This window comes from Flavobacterium rhamnosiphilum, assembly GCF_004349195.1.
Taxonomy (GTDB): Bacteria; Bacteroidota; Bacteroidia; order Flavobacteriales; family Flavobacteriaceae; genus Flavobacterium; species Flavobacterium rhamnosiphilum.
In genome coordinates, this window is the sequence record NZ_SMLG01000013.1 from 79,425 (window position 1) to 102,780 (window position 23,356).

13 protein-coding genes are annotated in these 23,356 nt (G+C 35.7%); all 13 read left to right on the top strand.

Features of this window, described 5'->3' with window-relative positions; genetic code table 11:
• Nucleotides 1-265: 265 nt before the first annotated feature.
• The 13 genes from E0I26_RS14695 to kdpA all read left to right on the top strand — a co-directional run bounded on the left by E0I26_RS14695 (nt 266) and on the right by kdpA (nt 23,350).
• Nucleotides 266-3,352, top strand: coding sequence for a SusC/RagA family TonB-linked outer membrane protein (locus tag E0I26_RS14695; protein WP_131917194.1), 3,087 nt, complete (start codon nt 266-268; stop codon nt 3,350-3,352).
• Nucleotides 3,353-3,389: 37 nt separating this feature from the next.
• Nucleotides 3,390-4,904: a RagB/SusD family nutrient uptake outer membrane protein gene (locus E0I26_RS14700; protein WP_235831785.1), complete on the top strand. Its 1,515-nt coding sequence runs from the start codon at nt 3,390-3,392 to the stop codon at nt 4,902-4,904.
• A 183-nt stretch (nt 4,905-5,087) separates the two neighbouring features.
• Nucleotides 5,088-6,500 (top strand): aryl-sulfate sulfotransferase, encoded by a 1,413-nt coding sequence (locus E0I26_RS14705; protein ID WP_131917195.1) that lies wholly within the window; start codon nt 5,088-5,090, stop codon nt 6,498-6,500.
• 86 nt (nt 6,501-6,586) lie between these two features.
• Nucleotides 6,587-7,582, top strand: coding sequence for a c-type cytochrome (locus E0I26_RS14710; RefSeq protein ID WP_131917196.1), 996 nt, complete (start codon nt 6,587-6,589; stop codon nt 7,580-7,582).
• Between the two features lie 51 nt (nt 7,583-7,633).
• Entirely contained in the window at nt 7,634-10,645 is a 3,012-nt protein-coding gene (locus tag E0I26_RS14715) for a glycoside hydrolase domain-containing protein (RefSeq protein ID WP_165929459.1), read from the top strand.
• Nucleotides 10,646-10,757: 112 nt separating this feature from the next.
• Nucleotides 10,758-13,856 (top strand): DUF5107 domain-containing protein, encoded by a 3,099-nt coding sequence (locus tag E0I26_RS14720; protein WP_131917197.1) that lies wholly within the window; start codon nt 10,758-10,760, stop codon nt 13,854-13,856.
• A gap of 135 nt (nt 13,857-13,991) precedes the next feature.
• Nucleotides 13,992-16,115, top strand: a complete 2,124-nt coding sequence (locus E0I26_RS14725; protein WP_235831786.1) for a M1 family metallopeptidase — start codon at nt 13,992-13,994, stop codon at nt 16,113-16,115.
• Between the two features lie 198 nt (nt 16,116-16,313).
• On the top strand, nt 16,314-17,609 hold the full coding sequence (locus E0I26_RS14730; protein ID WP_131917199.1) for a DUF3472 domain-containing protein: 1,296 nt from the start codon (nt 16,314-16,316) through the stop codon (nt 17,607-17,609).
• A gap of 107 nt (nt 17,610-17,716) precedes the next feature.
• Nucleotides 17,717-19,096 carry a Gfo/Idh/MocA family protein gene (locus E0I26_RS14735; RefSeq protein ID WP_131917200.1) on the top strand — a complete coding sequence of 460 codons (1,380 nt, stop codon included), beginning with the start codon at nt 17,717-17,719 and terminating at the stop codon, nt 19,094-19,096.
• Nucleotides 19,097-19,416: 320 nt separating this feature from the next.
• Nucleotides 19,417-20,760, top strand: a complete 1,344-nt coding sequence (locus E0I26_RS14740; protein ID WP_165929460.1) for a sigma-54-dependent transcriptional regulator — start codon at nt 19,417-19,419, stop codon at nt 20,758-20,760.
• 200 nt (nt 20,761-20,960) lie between these two features.
• Nucleotides 20,961-21,242, top strand: a complete 282-nt coding sequence (locus E0I26_RS14745; RefSeq protein ID WP_131917202.1) for a DUF7674 family protein — start codon at nt 20,961-20,963, stop codon at nt 21,240-21,242.
• Between the two features lie 155 nt (nt 21,243-21,397).
• The gene (gene kdpF, locus E0I26_RS14750; protein WP_131917220.1) at nt 21,398-21,475 is read left to right on the top strand and encodes a K(+)-transporting ATPase subunit F; all 78 of its coding nucleotides are present in this window, start codon (nt 21,398-21,400) and stop codon (nt 21,473-21,475) included.
• 153 nt (nt 21,476-21,628) lie between these two features.
• A complete protein-coding gene (gene kdpA, locus E0I26_RS14755; RefSeq protein ID WP_131917203.1) occupies nt 21,629-23,350 on the top strand; it encodes a potassium-transporting ATPase subunit KdpA in 1,722 nt (573 codons plus the stop codon).
• The last annotated feature ends 6 nt before the right edge of the window (nt 23,351-23,356 follow it).

Sequence of the window (23,356 nt, forward strand, 5' to 3'; positions counted from 1 at the left end):
CTAATTACACCCAACGGGTTACAGTAATTAATTGAAACTATAAAAGTACATTTTTAAAATGGCAGGAAAGGTTTAAGAATGATAACAGCACTAAGGTAAAACAGGTAACTTTTTTTATAAAATATTTATTCGTTTTTCATAAAAAAAAAATCAGCAGATATTGGAAACATTGCTGGCTCGTTCCTTGTACAAGGAGCAGTAAATGGAAAAACAGATAAGTAGACCAAACAAGAACAATTATTACTAACCAAAAACAAGCAAGAGTATGAAATTATTAACCAAAAACAAGCCGCGAAATCTACGGTTCAACGCTCTATCCAGAAAAGTTATTCAATTAACGACCATTTCACTGCTGACCATGTCTTTACAGGTTTCAGCTGCAGAAATCCCGAAAATGGTTACTTTATCCGGAACCAATTTGTCACTAGTTCAAAAAGTAGTTAAGGGCAAAGTGGTCGATGAAAAAGGAAATCCTATACCTGGTGCCAATATCGTCGCTAAGGGTACTAATGTTACTGCACAGACGGATATGGACGGTAGTTTTGTGATTAGCGTACCTGAAAATGCGACAAAACTTGTTGTTTCCTACATCGGTATGGAGGAACAAGAAGTGACTATTGGTAAAACGCCGCTTACTATTATTTTAAAAGAGGTAGGTCAGAAATTAGATGAAGTTGTCGTTGTAGGTTACGGTAAACAAAAGAAAAAGGATCTTACCGGTGCTGTCAGTTCTATTGGTAAAGAAAACCTTAATTTAGGTGGAACTGTTGCTAATGTGGCTTCGGCAATTCAAGGTCGTGCCGCGGGTGTACAAGTACAACAAAACAACTTTGCTCCTGGTGCGAGTCCTGCTATTATTATCAGAGGGGGGAACTCGATTAATACTACTAATGAACCATTGTATGTAGTGGATGGATTCATATCGGATGCAGGTAAAACCATCAGTCCCAATGATATCGAAGACATCCAGATTTTGAAAGATGCTTCTGCGGCGGCCATTTATGGATCTCGTGGAGGAAATGGGGTTGTATTAATTACGACTAAAAAAGGGAAATCAGGTAAAATGCAAATAGAAGCAGATATCTCGGATGGAATCCAAACTATTATTAAAGCTCCTTCGTTATTGAATGGACAACAATATGCCGATATACAAAATGCAATTGCAACTGAAAACAATAAACCACTAATTTTTCCGGTAAGTTTTCCTATTGCCAATACCAATTGGTTTGATTTGGCTACTCGTCAAGGTTTTGTGAAAAACAGATCGATTAATTTTAGCGGTAGCGATCAAACGTCTAAATTCTTCCTTTCCGGAAATTATATCAATCAGGAAGGGGTATTAAGAAATACCGATTTTGACAGGTATTCGATAAGAATGGGTGCTGAGAAAAAATTCAGCACCAAAATTACTGTGGGATCTAATTTTTATGGGGCGATTTCACATTTAAACAATAGTGATTATAGCGATAATATTTTGTCTCCTTTATTTTCAATTCAAACGGCAGCACCTTCAATCCCTGTATACAATCCCGACGGAACTTATTTCAAATACCAAGGAAAAGACAATGCATTTGCATCGTTGATGGAGCCAACCAATAAATTGATCAGCAGATTAATGAATGGAAATATGTTCATTGATTATGAAATTATAAAAAACTTGACCTTCCATTTTGGTGCAGGTGCCGAGTTTAGATCTTCAACAGAAGACAAGTATACCCCAAGAACACTTTCGGCAGGTGCTGCTTTGAGAGGGTCTGGTTCTGAAGAAACAACATCAAATCTAAGATGGATTTCGGATCAATATTTAACGTATAAATTGACCCAAGGAGAACATGGTCTTACGGTGTTGGTGGGAACATCGAACCAAAAAGATTATTCTGAAAGACTAAAAGCAAGTGCAACTGGTTTTTCAAACGATTATTTAACGTCTAATTCTCTTGGAAATGGAGATATAGCGGGTAAACCATTTAATCAAAAATTCGAAACAAAATTAAAATCGTATTTTGGTAGATTAAATTATTCTTATGGGGATAAATACCTGGCTACTTTTACCATAAGAAGAGATGGATCTAACAGGTTCGGACCAAATTACCTGTACGGTACTTTTCCGTCAGCTGCTTTGGCATGGAAACTTTCAAACGAATCGTTCATTAAAAATTTAGATGTATTTTCTAATTTGAAATTAAGAGTGAGTTGGGGGATTACCGGTAATGACCGTATTGGGGAATTAGAATATCTGGCAACGTATCAAAGTTACGGAACAACTCTTGCACCAGGTATTTTTGTTGGAGGTACAGAACCAAAAATTTTAGCCAATCCCAATTTAAAATGGGAAGGAACTACTCAAACCGATTTAGGATTGGATATGAGTTTTTTAAACGGAAGAATCAACACTACAATTGATGTGTATAGAAAAACGACAGATGATGTGCTTTTGAATCGACCAATCGAATTAATTTATGGTTCTAACACAATTCGAGCCAATGCCGGAAAAGTTCAAAACGAAGGACTCGAATTGGCTATCAATACAGTAAACGTAAGAAACGACAACTTTACTTGGAATTCTGCGTTCAATATTGCGTTCAACAAACAAAAAGTATTGTCACTTTCTGACGGTGTAAAAATCATCAGCACCAATACGTCTAACCCAAGTGGGGTGGTTTCGGGTCGTGAATTTACACGATTAGAGCCAGGATTGGAAATGGGCTTACTTTATGGTTTTGAATATGCCGGAGTGGTAAAAACTGGTGAAGTATATGCGCCGCAACCCAATTCTAAACCAGGAGATCCTAAATATACGGATATCAATGGAGACGGTAAAATTACGCCAGACGACAGAAAATACATGGGAAATTCAACACCAAAATTTATTGCTGGATTTAGTAACGATTTTGTATATGGTAATTTTGATTTAAGTATCTTTTTTCAAGGTGCCTTTGATTATTCATTATACAACATGAGCCGAATGGTATCTGAATCAACTACTGGTACGGATGCTTTAAACCGTTGGGTAGCCAATACAAATGAAAATACAGACGTTCCGAGACAAGGGTATTATGCAAGTACGTATGGTAGTTATGTAAATTCAAGATTTGTTGAAGATGCTACCTATATTCGTTTGAAAAACGTCGCAATAGGATATAACATTCCTGAAAGTGCTCTAAGACAACTTAAATTTATCGAAAATATACGATTGTATGCTTCAGGTCAGAATTTGGCAACTTTTACCAAATATTCAGGAAATGATCCTGAAGTGAATGGACATGGGTCTAATTTAGGCGGAGGAATCGATTTCAACTCGTTCCCAGCTTTTAGAACTTTTGTTTTAGGTTTAAAAGTTACTATTCATTAATCTAAAGCCCATTTATTTATTAACATTTAATTCAATTATGATGAAAAAATATTCGATACTATTTATATTAATTGCTGCAGGATTTCAATTTTCGTGTAATAGCGATCTTGATCCTACAATATACAGCAGTTTAACGAGTGCCAATGCTTTTCAGTCTAAGGCGGATGCTGTAGCTGCGGTAAATTCGGTTTATGCCCGATTAAAAGGACCAAGTGTTGGCGACAACTACTCTTATTGGGGTACCCGTCACTTCGCATTGACCGATTTGACTACCGATTTAGGACACTGCAAATACGGTGGAGATCCAGGACAATTGGCATTAGCCCAATGGAATTCGGCTAATGGTTTGCTTAACGAAGATTATCAAGTAATGTATAAATTGATTTCCAATGCAAACAATGCGATTTACAGCATCACGCCAATGAATTCAATTACTGCTACTGAAAAAGCACAATTTTTGGCGGAGATTAAATTCTTGAGAGCCTCTTCCTATATGGATTTGACTGATGCTTGGGGACCAGTAGTTTTGGTAACTGAAGCTGATGCAGCAAATCCTGATTATAATACTCCTAAGGTACCAGCTTCCGTTGAGGAAATCGAAACTTTATTGATAAGCGATTTGACAGCAGCAGCGAGTGTGTTACCGGTAAACTATCAAAGCAATGCAATTTATGGCAGTAATGATGTAGGTAGAGCTACCAAAGGAGCTGCTCTTACGCTATTGGCAAAATTGCATTTACGCAGACACGACTGGCAAAAAGTAGCAGACTTAACCCAACAAGTTATGAATCTTAATCAGTACAGCCTTTTTCCTTCCTACCTTGGGTTATTCAAAGAAGATAACAAATGGTGTCAAGAAAATATTTTTTCGGTACTTAGTGATGCGAACACAAACGGAACCGAATTGTTGAATCACTTTGGTCCTGAAAATCATCCAGTGGTTGCTGACAGATGGCAGTATTACACCGTAACATGGGATTTCTATAATACTTTTGGAGATGAAGACGAACGTAAGCAATGCTTTTACCCTGAGTATATGGGAACGGATGGTTTGTTGCATAAGCAAGCGCCATTTCTTGGGGCAATTCCCCCTGCAGGCGTATTCTATATGGAAGACGTAGCTACCAGAAAATATGCTGATGAAGATACACAAACTTACTATGATGGTCACAGCGTAAACATCTTGCGTTATGCCGATGTATTATTAAGCAGAGCTGAAGCTTTAAATGAGCTTGGCGGTCCTAATCCAGAGGTTTATAACTTAATCAACCAAGTAAAAGCAAGATCAAAAGCAAAACAATTGATTTCTGGAGCCTTTTCACAATCTACTTTGAGAGATGCTATTTTGCAAGAACGTGGATGGGAGTTATTCTATGAAGGAAAACGTAGAGCCGATTTGATTAGAATGAACAAGTATGATGTAATCGTAAATGCGTACCTAAACCGAATAGGTGAACCTTCTAACGTATCGATGCCTAAAAACAAATATTTTACCTATCCTCAAAAACAAGTGGATTTGAATCCAAATTTGAATAACGCGGATAGACTATAAAACGGCAGTAACTCATTTTTTATATCAGGAATAGGATGCTGTCAGTTTTTGATACTGTCCTATTTCTTGATTTTTTTTAAATAAAAAAAGGCTTTAGGTTAAAATAAAATTATACGGAAAGACTATAAATTTTTGTTTTTTTACTCACAGAATAACAGCGCTAACTATAAAAAGTTTCTCAAAATGATCAAGAATTTAATACTAAAATGGAGTCTGGTTTTTTCGGCAGTTGTGTTGGTCAGTTGTACTAAAAATGAAGGCAATATCATAACAGCAATAAAGATTGGAACTCATAGCAACAACGAATTGAAAATTCAAATCGATGTTGCTACAAGTACTGATGCTAAAGTATTTGCTGAATATTGGCCTGATAAAATTGGAAGCAAAGGGGAAATTTCATCTCCTATTTCGAAAAATGGATTATCACATTCACTAGTTCTTTGTAACATCAGTCCGGAAACCAATTATACTTTTCAGCTAATTACGATTCAAGACGGTGTAAAAAAGACAAGTAAAACCTATACTTTTCAATCCAGAAAACTTCCGGTATGGTTGCAAAAACAATTTAAAGCCAGTTATAAGAATCCAAAGTTATTACCAAAAGAATTCAAGGAAGGTTTTATGCTTTTGAGCAAAAGAGAAACTCCTGGTGTAGCCTACATTATCGATTATAAAGGAAACTTGAGATGGTATCATATGGTTGCCGAAACAGGTTTTAAAGTATCTCGTTTTACTGAAGATCAGAGTATTATCTCTATTCTGGGGAAAAACGATGAACCTACAAGCTATGGTAGTGAAATTCTAGAGATTAATTTGGAAGGTGACACTTTAACACACCTTAAAAAAGGACAAGGTGATTTAAAATATACCATTCATCATGAAATTATTAAAAAAAACACAAATGAAATAGTGACTTTGTTTGTTGATGAACGAATAACAGATTTAAGTTCCATTGGCGGTAAAAAGAAAGATACCATAAATGGTGACGGAATACTTATTATGGATAGAAAGGGAAAAAAACTTTGGAAATGGAGTGTTTTTGATGTGATGGATCCAATGAAAGATAAGGCATTGCTTAAAAATAAAAAAGACTGGATGCATGCCAATAGCTTGAATTATGATAAAGACGGTAATTTTATTATCTCGTTTTATAATAATGGCCAAATTTGGAAAGTGGACTCCCATACTGGAAAAGTAATTTGGAAATTAGGTAAAGGCGGAACGATTAAGGCAGCAGCTGATTGTAATTTTTCTCAGGCACATGCAGCACATATCAACCAACAAGGGAACTTGATGTTTTTTGACAATGGAATTGATAAACTCCAATCGTCAGTATTTGCATTAAGTATGGATGAAAAAAATAATGCCGCTAAATTAAACCTCCATATAAAATTGCCAAAAGACGTATATAGCGAAAGAATGGGAAGTGCTTATATGATAGATGATCAAACGATTTTGGCATGTTGTTCTAAACGACACATCACCGTTTTGGTTAATACAAAAGGGGTTTTGTTATGGACATTAGAATCGGCCATTCCACCCTATCGAGTACAGTTTATTCCTGCGAATAACTTGAAACCGTTTCTTTTAAATTAGAAAATAAAAATATTTTAAGTGAGGATGTTAGGATAGTCACAATTTTATTTTCCCTAGCTATTTCTTACTCTTAATAAATTTTAGATATGAAAAAAATAATTATTGCTGGTTTAATTGCAGCGTTGCCTATTTTAGTTTTAAATTCTTGTAATTCCTCTGCAGGTAAATCTATAACGGAGTCTGCAGAATCATCAAAAGAGGAATCATATATTACTATTGATACTTCAAAAATCCCTGATGATCAATTTGGAGAATCAGTGCGTTATGGAAGGGAATTGATGCTAAGAACATCGTATTATATTGGTCCAAATGGCATTAACGGGAAACATTTAGGTAATAAAATGAATTGTACCAATTGTCATCAAGATGCTGGTACCAAACCGTTTTCTCTTAACCTGATGTCTTCCCATGATAATTATCCGCAATACCGCGGCCGAGAAGATAAAGTATTGACACTTGCCGAAAGGGTTAATAATTGCATTATGCGACCACATTCCGGAAAACCGCTTCCGCTAGACAGCGATGAAATGGTTGCTTTTCTTTCTTACTTCAAATGGATCAGCACTTTTGTTCCTAAAGACAGTTTGTTTAAAGGGGCAAAAAATATGGAAATATCTTTTCCTGATATAGCTGCAAGTCCAGCACGCGGGAAAGTTCTTTATACTGAAAATTGTGTTAGATGCCATGGAATTGACGGAGAAGGAAAATACAACGATGATAAATCGGGTTATACTTATCCTCCTCTATGGGGAAATTACGGATACCAACCAGGTTCAAGTATGCACCGAATCATCAAACAGGCGCAATGGTTAAAAGGCAATATGCCATTCGATAAAGTGACCCTTGGAAAACCATACCTTACGGATGCACAAGCACTAGATATTGCTGCCTATGTAAATGACGATTCGGTTCACTCAAGACCTAACCCAAAAACATTTGATTATCCAAATAAAAAGGGCAAACCTATTGATTATGCCCATGCCCCTTTTAACGATACTTTTTCAGAAGAGCAGCACAAATATGGCCCTTATAAACCCATTATTGATTTCTGGAAAAAGAATGGCTGGAAACCAGTTTACTAACTATTATTTTATAATTAAGCATACCTATTTTTAAACTTGACCATTAAAAAAATGAAACCAAACATAAAAAACAGACTAATTTTGAGTAGAATATTGATCCTGTGTCTTTCCATTTTCAGTATACCATTGGCTGCACAACAAATAGCATATACCAATGGTAATGATAGCTGGAATCCTGATTTATTAGGAAATCACCGTGCTGTGGTTCAGTTTTCTGGTAAAGGAACTGTTGCCAAAACTACTATAGAATGGCGTAGAAGAGATGAAAATCCAGAACAGAAAAGAATCATTGTCCAAGATGCGACCGGTGCAGCTATACTCAATGTAAAAACAGCTGATATCAACAGAGAAACTGGAACTGTTTTTTTTGAACCTGTTTCCGGTAAAGGGACTTATTATGTTTACTATATGCCTTATATAGATGAAGGGCTTGCTGTATATTACCCAAAAGGAGTTTATGCCAAACCAGAAAATAAGGCGGATGCGCAATGGTTGTCGAAAATCAAGACTAATTCAGCTAACAATTGTAGCGTTACAGCCATTCAAAGCATCAATGCCTTCAATAGTTTTTATCCAATGGAGGTGATTGCAACAGCTGCAGAAACAAAAAATATTATTGCTAAAAACAGCGGCAATGCCTTTTTAGTTTTCCCTGAAGATCGATTAAATTCTATCCGAATGAGAAATGATCTGCCACAACGATGGATTCAGAAAGGCATTCAAAATTCATTTTCGGATACTGCCTTAAGAGGAGAATATTTGGCTTTTCAATTGGGGATATATGCTTTGCAAGATTTAAAAGATGTGAAGATTACTTTTTCAGATTTAAAAAATAAAAACGGTGAAATTATCTCGGCAAAAAACATCGCTTGTATCAATACTGATGGAGTAAAATATGATGCGACCGTTCTTTCAAATAAAGTAGATGTATTAAAAGGAAAAGTGCAAGCCATGTGGTGTGGGGTTGATGTTCCTCAAACAACACCACCGGGAGATTATTCGGGAAAAATTATTATCAGTTCAGGTAATGCTTCCAAAGAAATTGTACTTCAATTAAAAGTAAGTGAAGGTGTGACCACAAATGGAGGCATCGATCAACCAGAGAAAATGACCCGATTGAAATGGTTAAATTCGACTTTAGCACAAGACAACACCCTAATTGCGCCCTATACGCCATTAGAAGTAAAAGGAACAGAGATTTCATTATTAGGGAGAAAAGTGCTTTTGAATGCAACTGGATTACCGGATCAAATTCAAACTTTTTTTACACCCGAAATGACTTCAATTGGAACCAAAGCCAATGATATATTGACCGCTCCTGCACAATTTTACTTTTTGGATAATGCTGGAAATGAAATTGGTAATTGGAAAAGCATCAGTTTTAAATTCACTAAAAAAGAAGCTGGAACCGTATCGTGGGAAAGTAATACCACCGCTACTGCTGTTGACATGCAGGTAAACGGAACCCTTGAATTTGATGGTTTCTTATCTTATACCGTAAAAATTACAGCTCTTGAGGATGTTACTTTTAGTGATATCAATTTTCATTTGCCAATGCAAGCTACTGCTGCAAAATACATGATGGGTCTTGGCCAAAAAGGAGGCAATCGCCCTGAAACTTTAAAATGGAAATGGGACGTTGCCAATAAAAACCAAGATGGTGCCTGGATTGGAAATGTAAATGCGGGACTGCAATTTTCGCTTAGAGACGAAAAATACAGCCGTCCATTGAATACCAATTTTTATTTACAAAAGCCATTATTGTTGCCTACTTCATGGGGTAATGGCAATAAAGGAGGGATTGATGTGCTGCAAAATGGGAAAGCCATTTTGGTCAGTGCCTATAGCGGAAGCCGCAGTATGAAAAAAGGGGAAGTGTTGTATTATAATTTCAATTTATTGATCACTCCTTTTCATTCGATTAACACTGAATTTCAATGGGAAAATAAGTTTTATCACAAATATAGCAACCTTGATACTATTGTAAAAACTGGTGCCAAAGTAATTAATATCCATCACGCTAATGAAATAAACCCATACATCAACTATCCTTTTATTGAATTCAATAAAATGAAAAATTATATAGACGAAGCGCATAGCAAAGGATTGAAAGTAAAAATTTACAACACCATAAGAGAACTTTCGAACAAAGCCTATGAAACATTTGCTTTACGCAGCTTGGGGCATGAAATTTATTCTCCAGGAAAAGGAGGCGGATTCAGTTGGTTACAGGAACATGTGGGAGAGGATTATATTGCAGCTTGGTTTGTTCCAGAAATTAAAGATGCCGCAATAGTAAACAGCGGTATGAATCGTTGGCATAATTACTACGTAGAAGGAATGAATTGGTTAACCCAAAATGTGGGAATTGATGGAGTATATCTTGATGACGTTGCTTTTGACAGAATAACAATGAAACGTATCAAAAGAGTGCTGACTCAAGACGGTCATCCTGGTATATTGGATTTGCATAGTGCCAATCAATTCAATAAAAGCGATGGTTTTAATAATAGTGCCAATTTATATATGGAACACTTTCCATATTTAAATAAACTTTGGTTTGGTGAATATTTTGATTACGAAAAAAATAAACCCGATTTTTTCCTAACCGAAGTAAGCGGGATACCTTTTGGATTAATGGGTGAAATGTTGCAGGATGGCGGAAACCCTTGGCGTGGAATGATTTATGGCATGACCAACAGAATGCCTTGGAGCGACAATGCTGACCCGAGACCTATCTGGAAAATATGGAATGATTTCGGAATAAAAGGTTCTGAAATGATTGGTTATTGGAGCGAAAACTGCCCAGTAAAAACTTCTAACGATAAAGTATTGGCTACAGTGTATAAAAAGAACGGTACCGCATTGATTTCTATTGCAAGTTGGGCTGATGATGATGTAAAAGTTAAGCTGAATATCGATTGGAAAAAATTGGGTATTAACCCTGCGAAAGCTACACTAATTGCACCTGCAATAAACAATTTTCAGCCTGCTCAAAGCTTTTCTGTTAAAGATGAATTACCGGTGGCAAAAGGAAAAGGATGGTTGCTTGTTATTAAGTAATAGCCTTTGTAAATTATAACGGTTGCTTTTTGCTTTAAATAAAAAGCAACCAAATTATATTTGATTATGATGGTCTAAATCAATCTTGACCTTATTCAAAAAAGAAAAATTTATGAAATTGAAACCATTGTTTTCCATTTTGCTCTTTGGAAGCCTTTTTGTCAACGCACAGAATAATGCGCCAACTATCAAAGAATATAAAAAAGTTTTTACAACCTATCCTTTTTCTGACCCAGATCCTATTCCCAAACCGGACTCAAAAATTTATCCTTATTACCGTTTTGATGGTTTTACGGATAAACCAATACAAAAGGAATGGAAAGTGGTGGAATTAGAAAACGATTATATCAAACTGACAATATTGCCAGAAGTAGGCGGTAAAGTTTGGTCTGCAATAGAAAAATCAACGGGAAAAGATTTTATCTACAACAATCATGTCGTTAAATTCAGGGATATTGCTATGCGTGGACCTTGGACCAGCGGTGGTGTTGAAGGTAATTATGGAATTATGGGGCATACTCCTAATTGTGCCACACCGGTAGATTTTACCACCATCACAAGAGAAGACGGAAGTGTTAGTTGTGTGATTGGAGTATTGGATCTGCTTACCCGAACTTCCTGGAAATTAGACATCAATTTACCCAAAGACAAGGCTTATTTTACTACCAATTCATTTTGGTTTAATTCCACGGAATTGGAGCAACCTTATTACACTTGGATGAATACGGGTATTAAAGCAGCCGGGAATTTGCAATTTATTTATCCCGGCAAAAATTACCTTGGCCATGATGGGGAGTACAACTCTTGGCCTATCAATAAGGAAAATGGGAAGGACCTTTCTTTTTATAACAATAACAATTTTGGGAGTTATAAATCATACCATGTGTTTGGTAAATACAGTGACTTCTTTGGAGGCTATTGGCATGATGAAGACTTCGGAATGGCTAGGTACAGCAACCACGATGATAAACCCGGCAAAAAAATATGGATATGGGGTTTATCACAACAAGGGATGATTTGGGAAAAATTATTGACAGATACTGACGGGCAATATGTAGAAGTACAAAGCGGAAGATTATTCAATCAATCTGGTGAAAACAGCATGTACACTCCTTTTAAACACCGTTCTTTTTCTCCTTATCAATCCGATTCTTGGACAGAATATTGGTTTCCCGTAAAACAAACAAAAGGCTTTGTAAAAGCGAATGATTATGGTTCCGTCAATGTGAAAAACGAGAATGGCTGGTTGAAAATCTATTTTTCACCGCTGCAAAACTTGAATGAAAAGCTTGAAGTTTTTGATAATGGAAAGAAGGTATATTCCAAGAATATTTCGGTTAAACCGATGGAACTATTCAAAGATTCCATTCGAGTTTCTGTTGATAAAAATAAATTAAGACTCACAATTGGGGACAATAAACTGGTTTGGAATTCAGCACCGGATGAAGGAAACCTAAGCCGACCATTGGAAATACCCAAAGACTTTGATAATAATTCTGTATATGGTTTATACCAGCAAGGGAAAAATCACATCAGTTTTAGGGATTATATAAAAGCGGAGGAAAAGTTATCCGCCTGTTTAAAAAAAGATCCTAATTATGTTCCTGCATTATCCGATATGGCATCTTTGCAGATGCGTAAATTCCAATATGCAGATGCGATTGTTACAGCAAGCAAAGCTTTATCCATTAATACTTACGAGCCTGCGGCCAATTATTATTATGCTTTGGCCAACCTGCATTTAGGGAATATCACCGATGCAAAAGATGGTTTTGATATTGCCGCATCAAGTGTTGAATATCGTAGTGCTGCTTATACAGCATTGAGTAAACTTTATTTTCGTGAAAACGAACAATCCAAAGCCGTTGAGTATGCCGGGGAAAGTTTATTGAACAATCAATATAATCTGGAAGGATTGCAATTACTGGCCGTGATATACCGTTTACAAAATAATGTGGGCAAAGCAACTGAAATGCTAAATAAAATTAATGCTGTTGATCCGCTGAACCATTTTGTTCGCTTTGAGAAATTTCTCTGGCACGATTCCGAATCATCAAAACAACATTTCACTTCCCTTATACAAAATGAAATGCCACAACAAACCTATCTCGAATTAGGGATCTGGTATCAGGAATTGAATCGCAAGCAAGAAGCATTAAAAGTTTTTTCTTTGGCCACACCCAATGCTGAATTGATTTATTGGAAAGCATTTTTGGAAAACAAACCAGTTGATTTAAGTAAGATTCAACCTGGAGTTAGTTTTCCCTTCCGTCCTGAAACTGCTGGTGTGTTAGAAAAATTGATTAAAACAAATGATCAATGGTTATTGAAATACCATCTGGCATTAATCGAATGGAACCGTAATAATCTTCCAAAGGCTAAAGAGTTATTCCTGCAATGTGGCAACGAACCAGCTGATCCTGCATTTTATGCTGCAAGAGCTTCTTTGATGAAGGACAATCCAGAAGTTGCTTTAAGTGATATTCAAAAAGCAATTAAACTTGATAAAAATGGATGGAGATATAATAAATTATTGACTGAACATTTTATTGCACAAAAACAATTTGAGAAAGCATTATCGGCTGTAGAACCATTTTATAAAAATCACAAAGAAAATTATATTATCGGAATGCTGTATGCAAAAGCTTTATTGCTGAATAAAAAATATGCTACAGCGGATGCTTTCTTAACCAAATTGGAAATTCTTCCTTTTGAAGGAGCCACCGCAGGAAGACAGTTATACCATGAAGCCAAACTGATGCAGGCAGTAATGGAAATAAAAAACAAGCAATACAAAAAAGCGTTGCAGTTTATTGCTGACGCAAAGTTATGGCCTCAAAATTTAGGCGTAGGTAAACCGTATGACGAAGAGATTGATGAAAGGCTGGAAGACTGGTTAAATTATCAATGCTATACAAGCCTTGGTGATAGTGAAACTGCCATGCAATCATTACAAAAAATTATTGGCTTTATTCCAAAAGTGGATAATACCGTTATGAATTTTTTACCAGCGAATCAACTGGTTTCGGCATGGGCTATCGAAAAAACTTCTACTCAAAAAAAAGCGGAAGAATGGTTACAGGCTCAGGCGAGTATATATCCTTCAAATAAAATTATTCAATGGTGTTTAGAAGTTTACACTAAAAAACAATCAAATAGTTTAACTGAGGATGAAAAAGATGGCGAAGTCCGAATTATAGAAAAACTTTAAAAAAAGAGATACTGTGACGAGAAGATTATTCGCTGTAATTCTATCATAAAAATAACCATCATAAACAAAATGAAAATGAATACCCTTTTTTTTAAATGTACAATTTTTAGCTTCATCATACTGGTATCGGTAAAAATGAGTGCACAGAACGCTGATAAAAATACAGACGAGCTAGCTGCTTACAGAGTTACTTCGCTAAAAACTAACGACTTAATAAATACAAAACTTGAAGTGTCTTTTGATTATGGCAAGCGATACTTATACGGAAAAGAATGGCTTACTTTAAAGCCTCATTTTTACGAAACGGATACGCTTACATTAGATGCCAAGGGAATGGATTTTAAAGAAATTGCCATAATGGAAGGAAAGGAAAAAATTCCTTTAAAATATAGGTACGACACGGAACAGCTTTTTATCACTTTAGACAGGAAATATAAAAATACGGAGAAATACACTGTTTACATAGATTATACGGCAAAACCCAATGAGTTGAAAGCAAAAGGAAGTGCTGCTATTACTGACGCAAAAGGATTGTATTTTATCAATCCAGACGGTAAAGACGACAAACCTGTTCAGATATGGACACAAGGTGAAACTGAGGCGTCATCTGCTTGGTTTCCTACTATTGATAAACCAAATCAAAAAACAACATCGGAGATTTCGATGACAGTAGATGCTAAATACACAACCTTATCAAACGGGAAATTAATTGCGCAAAAACCGAACAAAAATGGGACTCGTACGGATACCTGGAAAATGGATTTGCCTCATTCTCCCTATTTGTTTATGATGGCGGTAGGCGATTTCAAAATATTTAAAGAATCCTATAATGGGAAAGAAGTTAGTTATTATTTAGAACCAAAGTATGCGCCGTATGCCAAACAAATTTTTGGTAAAACACCCGATATGATGAATTTTTACAGCAAAATGTTAGGGGTTGAATATCCGTGGGTCAAATACGCTCAGATTGTTGCCAGAGATTACGTTTCTGGCGCAATGGAAAATACATCTGCCACTTTGCATGGTGAGTCTGTGCAGAAAACAGAAAGAGAATTGCTAGATGAAAATGGAGAAAGTACTATTGCACACGAACTTTTTCATCAATGGTTTGGAGATTATGTAACTGCTGAATCTTGGTCTAATTTAACGATGAACGAATCTTTTGCCACTTTTGGTGAAGTACTTTGGCATGGACATGATGCCGGGCAAGATGCGGAAGACAGATCACGTTATGAAAAATTACAAAACTATTTGCGTTCTCAAAAAAATGGAGATAGTCCAATTTTAGCTCGTTTTCATTACAAGGACAAAGAAGATTTGTTTGATAATATTAGTTACTCAAAAGGTTCGATAATATTATATGCGCTAAAAAATCAAATGGGTGATGCTGCTTTTTTTGAATCCTTAAATCGATATTTGACAACTAATGCTCTTAAATCTGGAGAAACACATCAGCTACGTTTGGCAATGGAGGATGTGACAGGAAAAGATTGGAGTCCTTATTTTAACCAATGGTACTATCAAGGCGGTAATCCAATTTTAAATGTTGAGTATGACTATGCCAATGGAAAAGCTACAATTTCTGTAAAACAAGTACAAGGAAGTTCGGTGCAAACTTTTAGTCTGCCATTAAAAGTTGATTTTTATGTAAATGGAACTAAAATAAGAAAGAATATCTTAATTGAAAAAAGAGACCAAAATTTCAGTTTTGATTTACCAGCCAAACCAGATTTTATAGATATGGATCCTGATAAAATTTTAGTGGGTCAAATTATAGACAACAAAAAAGTAGCAGATTATCTGTATCAATATAAAAATGCTCCATCATATTATAACAGAATTGAAGCCATAAAATTCGCTGCTAAAGATAAAAGTCATGATGCCCAACTTGTACTATTGGCTGGCTTAGGAGATCAGCAAGATGACTTGCGAACACTTAGTATTAAAGCAATTGATTTAGGCGATAGTCAAATAAAAGATGCTGCATTGAAAAGTTTACTCAACATATCCAAAAATGATAAAAACACAACTGCCAGGGCCGTTGCAATTATGAAATTGGCATCTACTGGCGACACTATTTATAAAGAGTTAATGCAGGAAAGTGTTAAAAACCGCTCTTATAATGTAATTGCTGCTGGTATATTCGGATTAACAAAATTAGCATCTGATGAAGCTGATAAAGCGTTAACAACATTGGACGAGGACACTAAAAAACATATAACACCGCTACTAAAAAAATTTAACAGATTGGAGTTTTAACCCTTCAGACAGAAATGGTGTAGTTACTATTAATAGTGGTGAATGGAAAGTAAACGAAAAGCTAATAATCAATGTGAATTAAGGTCCAATAGTAATAAATAAACGGCTTCTTAATAATGATTTACATATCAATCATATAACTAATAATCGGGTAACGTTCAAATTACCTTAATTTTTTAAAAAACTAATTTAATCTAAATGAAATATTCAAAAGCTATTTTTTCTTTCTTTATGCTGGTTTTTCTTAGTACTGCATTAACTGCCCAAGATTCAAAAGTTGAATTTTCATTACCTCTTGCAGGCAATGCCTACAGCTCCTTTCATCTTGATGGAAGCAAAACAATTACAAATAATGGAATCGAAAACTGGACAAATCCTGAAGAGTATTTTACGGCTTACTTCCGAATTTCCAAACCAGGTTCATTCGAAATTGGAACAGATAAATCGACTATAATTTCCGGAAAATCAGTTGTAGAATTTACAATTAATAACGAATCCAAAAGAGTTACATTCAATAAAACAAAACAACAACTTCTGGTAGGAAACTGGAAAATCGCAGATACGGGTTATATTGCCATAAAAATAAAAGGAATCAACAAGACTGGAAATACCTTTCCATCTATTTCCAGATTAACGGTTAGCAGTGCTGATTTTAAAGGAAAAATAGCACTGGTTCCTAACAACGAAGGGAATTTTTATCATTGGGGCAGACGCGGTCCTTCAGTCCATTTAAACTATCAAGTGCCTGAAAAAGTAAACGCCGAATGGTATTATAATGAACTTACGGTACCAGTGGGTCAAGATATTATAGGATCCTATTATATGGCAAACGGTTTTGGCGAAGGCTACTTTGGGATTCAAGCTAATTCCAGCAAAGAACGTAGAATCTTGTTCTCTGTATGGAGTCCTTTTGAAACCGATAACCCAAAAAGCATTCCTGATTCTCATAAAATCAAAATGTTAAAAAAAGGGGAAAACGTAACGACAGGTGAATTTGGCAATGAAGGTTCCGGAGGGCAAAGTTATTTGAGATACAATTGGATTGCTGGAAATACCTATAAATTTCTACTTCATGGTGCGCCACAAAAAGACAACACGACCACTTATACTGCCTACTTTTTTGCTCCAGAATTAGAAAAATGGTTATTAATAGCGAGTTTCAATCGTCCGCAGACTAATACGTATTTAAAGCGTTTTCATTCTTTCTTAGAAAATTTCGTCCCGGAGCAAGGTGATTTATCCCGAAAAGTATTATTCAATAATCAGTGGTATTGTGATGATAAAGGGAATTGGGTCGAATTAAATTCGGTTAAATTCACAACAGACAACACGGGTAATAAAGGCTATCGCATGGATTATTCAGGCGGTCTGGACCATGATTCATTCTACTTGAAAAATGGAGGTTTCTTTAATAATTATACTAAGTCTCAAAGTATTTTCACAAGACCTTTAAGCAATAATAAACCTAATATAGATTTTAATAAATTACCTTAAATCAAATCGTTGAAAAATTAAATGCTGTCAAAAATATATAAACCTAAAATTAGATAATTAACAAAGAGATTATCTTCCATTTTTTTTTAAATTAAATTAATTCAATTATGAAAACTAGTATTTTTAAATTACTACTTATTTCCTTTCTTTTTCTAGGATGGGCAAATGTATCGGCTCAAATGATTAAAACTCCCGCTCCCGCTCGAGCTAAGGGACAAAAAGATGTTTTACGTCTTGCAACAGCTCCAATTCCTACTGTTCGTATTGCGTTCATAGGTTTAGGTATGCGTGGTCCGGGTGCAGTAGAACGAATGACACATATTCCGGGAGTTGAGATTGTTGCGTTGTGTGATATGTTGGAAACCAACACTAAATCGGCAAATGAAATTCTTACCAAAGCAGGACTTCCTAAAGCGAAAGAGTTTTTTGGGGATGAAAATGCCTGGAGAAAAGTAACTGCTCTTCCTAATGTGGATCTTGTATATGTAGCAACAGATTGGAAAAACCATGCGAAAATTGGCGTTCAAGCCATGAAAGATGGTAAAAATGTAGCTATTGAAGTTCCAGGAGCAATGACTATGGAAGAAATTTGGGACTTGGTTAATACCTCCGAAAAAACACGTAAACATTGTATGCAATTGGAGAATTGCGTGTACGATTTCTTTGAATTGACCACATTGAATATGGTTCAACAGGGATTATTTGGAGAAATTCTTCACGCCGAAGGATCTTATATCCACGGACTTCAACCTTTCTGGGGAGAGTATTGGAACAACTGGCGTATGGATTACAACAAAAAACACCGTGGAGATATTTATCCGACGCACGGGATGGGACCTGCTTGCCAAGCATTGAATATCCACCGTGGAGACAAGATGAATTATTTGGTTTCTATGGATACTAAAGCAGTTGGTAATCCGGCATATATTAAAGAAAAATCTGGAATAGAAGTAAAAGATTTTAGAAACGGGGATCATACGATGACCATGATTCGCACGGAAAAAGGAAAAACAATCCAAATCCAACATGATGTAACTTCTCCTCGTCCTTACAGCCGTATGTATCAAGTTAGCGGAACAAAAGGTTTTGCAAACAAATATCCAGTTGAGGGGTATGCATTGGATTCAAAAGCAATTGGGTCAGATATTGCTCCAAATCATGAAAACTTGAGTGCACACAAGTTTGTACCTGAAGACGTGAAAAAAGCATTAATGGAAAAATACAAGCATCCGATTGTAAAAGGAATCGAAGAAAAAGCGAAAAAGGTTGGTGGTCACGGCGGTATGGACTTCATAATGGATTACCGTTTGATCTATTGTCTACAAAATGGACTTCCACTTGACATGGACGTTTATGACTTGGCGGAATGGTCTTGTCTTGTTCCATTAACGGAAATTTCTCTTGATAATAATTCAACTCCTGTTGAAATCCCTGATTTCACTCGTGGAGGTTGGAACAAATTAAAAGGTTTAGAGTTTTCTAAATAAGAAAAAATAATTATTTTTTAAGTGAACCCGCTCCTCCCAGAGCGGGTTTTTCTTTGTAGTTGTAGAACAAGTTCTACATGAACTTTGATAATGTTCTACATTTTGTTGTCTTCAAGAAGGTTATTTTTGCGGTGTAATACCCATTTATTGAAAGCTTAAAATCAAAAAAATTAAGATACATTGGCCTTTATGATTTTAAAACTTTAGGACTTACGACTTTAGGATGCTATCTGTTATTTTAGCTGTAAAATTTATATTACATATATTCATTCTAAAGAAGTAAAAAATGTAATTTTGTAATCTAAAATTTCATCTATAACATTTTGAAAAACATACTCATTATTGACGACGAAGAAAAACTTCGTGGACTTCTGGCAAGAATAGTAAAATCTGAGGGTTTTGAAGTTCTCGAAGCATCCGATTTAAAATCAGGTTTCAAGAAATTGGAACATAATGATATTGATGTGGTACTATGTGATGTCAAACTTCCTGATGGCAATGGTGTTGATTTTGTTCAAAAAATAAAAACGGCTTTTCCTCTAACAGAAGTTATTTTATTAACTGCCTTCGGCAAAATTTCCGATGGTGTTCAAGCCATGAAAAACGGAGCTTTTGATTATATTGTTAAAGGCGACGACAATGATAAAATTATCCCGTTGTTATACAAAGCACTGGAAAAAGTACAACTATTAAAAAAAGTCAAACAGCTCGAAAAACGAATATCCGATAAATATTCCTTTGATACTATTATTGGAAAATCTAAAGGATTGGAACAAGTAATTGATTTGGCCAAAAAAGTATCCAAAACAGATTCTACTGTGCTTTTGACAGGAGAAACCGGAACCGGAAAAGAAGTTTTTGCGCAAGCCATTCATGAAAACAGTAACCGTGTTGGGAAATCATTTGTAGCTTTAAATTGCAGTACTTTCAGCAAGGAAATTTTGGAAAGTGAATTGTTCGGACACAAACAAGGCGCTTTCACCGGAGCTTTAAAAGACAGAAAAGGATTTATCGAAGAGGCGAGTGGCGGAACTTTATTTCTGGATGAAATCGGTGAAATGCCAATAGAGTTGCAAGCTAAATTGTTACGTGTTTTAGAAACCAACGAATATATTCCTGTTGGGGATTCCACACCAAAAAAATCTAACTTTCGTTTAATTGCAGCGACCAACAGAAATTTAAAAACGGAAAGTGAAGAACATCGTTTTCGTTCGGACTTGTATTTCAGGTTGAATATTTTTGAGATTACAATTCCGCCATTACGGGAAAGAATAAAAGATATTACTCCATTGGCACATTATTTTGTGGCACAATTTTCAGCTAAAACAAACAAGCAAACATTGACAATTGATCCCGATTTTCTGCATAAATTAGAAACTTATCATTGGCCTGGAAATATCAGAGAATTAAAAAATATAATTGAGCGATCTGTAATTTTGGTAAACGGAGAAATACTTACTGCTGCTATTTTACCTTATGAAATGCAGCATCCAATTGAAAAAAGCACTAAAATAATATCTGCTTTTTCGATGCAAAGTATTGAAAAACTCCACATTCAAAAAGTATTAAATTACACCAAAGGGAATAAAGCAGAGACAGCACGCTTATTAGAAATTGGAGTTGCAACGCTTTATAGAAAATTAGACGAATACAATATTCAGTAATTTATAATCATACCCTTTCGGGGTTTTGAAGCCTGAAAAGGGTATCAAAACGAGAAAAGCCTATCATTTTGATAGGCTTTTTTTATGCCATGTTTTCACGAAAAATACATAAGTCATTAATTGATGGTGCTTTATGTGTGGCTGTGATTTCTTGGAATGCATTTTGGCATAAGCGATGAAGAACATAAAAAATCATCCTTATGAAAAATCAAGTCACTACGATTTACAAACAAGCAGAACGCTTTGCCGAAATCACAAAAACGGCAATCATTAGTGGAAATATAAATCGGGCAAAAAAATGTTTGGCACTAGCGGAACGATTATTCGAAACAGGAAGCAACGAAACTAAGATTGCCATTTCGAATGTCTACGTTTTTTCGGTTTCCTCTTTTATGGAACTGCGTCATTGCAGTATTTCCAATCTGTTTCCAAAATCATTGAAGGCAGAATACATCAAACAAATCAACGCTTCGGGAGTATAAATCTAAATTCTAATATGTCACCCTGAGCGCAGTCGAAGGGCTAAAATCTAAAACACCAATAATCTATGTTAGTCACCATTCTTTTACTCGCTTTAGGAGCTTTGCTCTTTGCGATTTGTTTTAAATCCGTCGAATTCTTTGAAAAAATCTAAATTATGATCGCACTATTTCTTGTCGCACTTGCCGTTTTCGGCTATTTGGTTTATGTCTTAATCAAACCCGAAAAATTTTAAGCCCGAAAAATAGATTATTAGATGTTTAGAAAATTAAACTATTAGTCCTGAAACTTTGGGATAGATCTTAAAGGTTCAATATATAATGTCCAAACATCTAATAATCTAATTTTCTAAACATCTAATAATCCAACAATCTAACAATCTAAAAAAATGAATACAGAGTTATTTGGTGTCATCAGTATTTTTATCGTTTCGATAGTTTTAGCAATTCCTTTGGGAAGATATATTGCTAAAATCTATTCAAACGATAAAACGTTACTTGACCCGATTTTCAATCCAATTGAAAAATTTATTTTTAAAATCAGTGGCATCAATGCAACTGAAGAAATGAACTGGAAGCAACATCTAAAAGCACTTTTGAGTGTAAATATGGTTTGGTTCTTTCTTTGCTTTTTTATTTTATTGTTTCAAGGTTCAATGCCTTTAAATCCAGATAATAACCCATCTATGTCACCCGATTTGGCATTTAATACTGCCATTTCGTTTGTGGTAAATTGCAATTTACAGCATTATTCAGGTGAAAGTGGAGTTTCTTATTTGTCGCAAATGTTTTTAATGTTCCTGCAATTTGTTTCTGCCGGTGTCGGAATGGCAGCAGCAGCAATGGTTTTTGCCGCCATGAGGGAGAGAACAACCGATAAATTGGGGAATTTTTACAATTATTTTATCAAAAGTTGCACCCGTATTTTATTGCCACTTTCAGCTGTTGTAGCTGTGGCGCTGTTGTTTAACGGAACACCAATGACATTTGAAGGAAAAGATGCCATAACTACTTTACAAGGAGATTCAGTAGAAGTTTCCCGTGGACCAGCAGCTGCATTTATTGCTATCAAGCATATAGGAACCAATGGTGGTGGTTTTTTTGGAGCAAACTCTGCTCATCCTTTAGAGAATCCAACTTATTTTAGCAATGCGGTTGAATTGTGGGCACAATTGATTATCCCTTTTTCGATGATTTTTGCTTTGGGTTTTTATTTAAAGAAAAGAAAATTCTCGTACGTGATTTTTGGTGTAATGACCGTTGGTTTCTTGCTTTTAGTAATACCAACAGTTATCAGTGAACTCAACGGAAATCCAGCTATCGAAAGAATGGGAATTACCCAAGCTACGGGAGCCATGGAAGGCAAGGAAGTTCGTTTTGGTCCCGCCGTTACTGGGTTTTGGAGTATCGCCACAACGGTAATTTCTACAGGATCGGTTAATAGTATGCACGATAGTTCGATGCCTGTCTCTGGATCTATGGAATTACTGGCCATGATGGTCAACGCATTTTATGGCGGTTGCGGAGTTGGTTTCTTGAACTTTTATATATTTATTATTCTCGCCGTTTTTATTTCGGGTTTAATGGTGGGTCGAACACCAGAATTTTTAGGGAAGAAAATTGAAGCCCGTGAAGTAAAAATTGCTGCCTTTATTGCAATTCTTCATCCATTATTGATATTGTCAGGAACAGCTTTGGCTTCCTATTTTGCTGCGAATGATACGGCAATGGGTTATTGGTTTAGCGGAAACGCAACTGGTTGGCTCAACAATCCCGGTCATCACGGATTTACGGAAATGTTATATGAATATACTTCGAGTGCAGCCAATAATGGTTCTGGTTTTGAAGGTTTAGGGGACAACAATCCGTTTTGGAATATTACCACCGGAATTGTGTTGCTATTGAGTCGTTTCCTTCCTATTATCGGGCCATTGGCTATCGCAGGATTATTAGCCAATAAAAAATACATTCCAGAAAGTGCAGGAACTTTAAAAACAGATACTACCATTTTTGGAGTGATGGTTTTTGCAGTAATTGCAATTATAGCTGCTTTGTCTTTCTTTCCAGCACTGGCACTTGGACCTTTAGCGGAGTACTTTACATTAAAATAATATAAA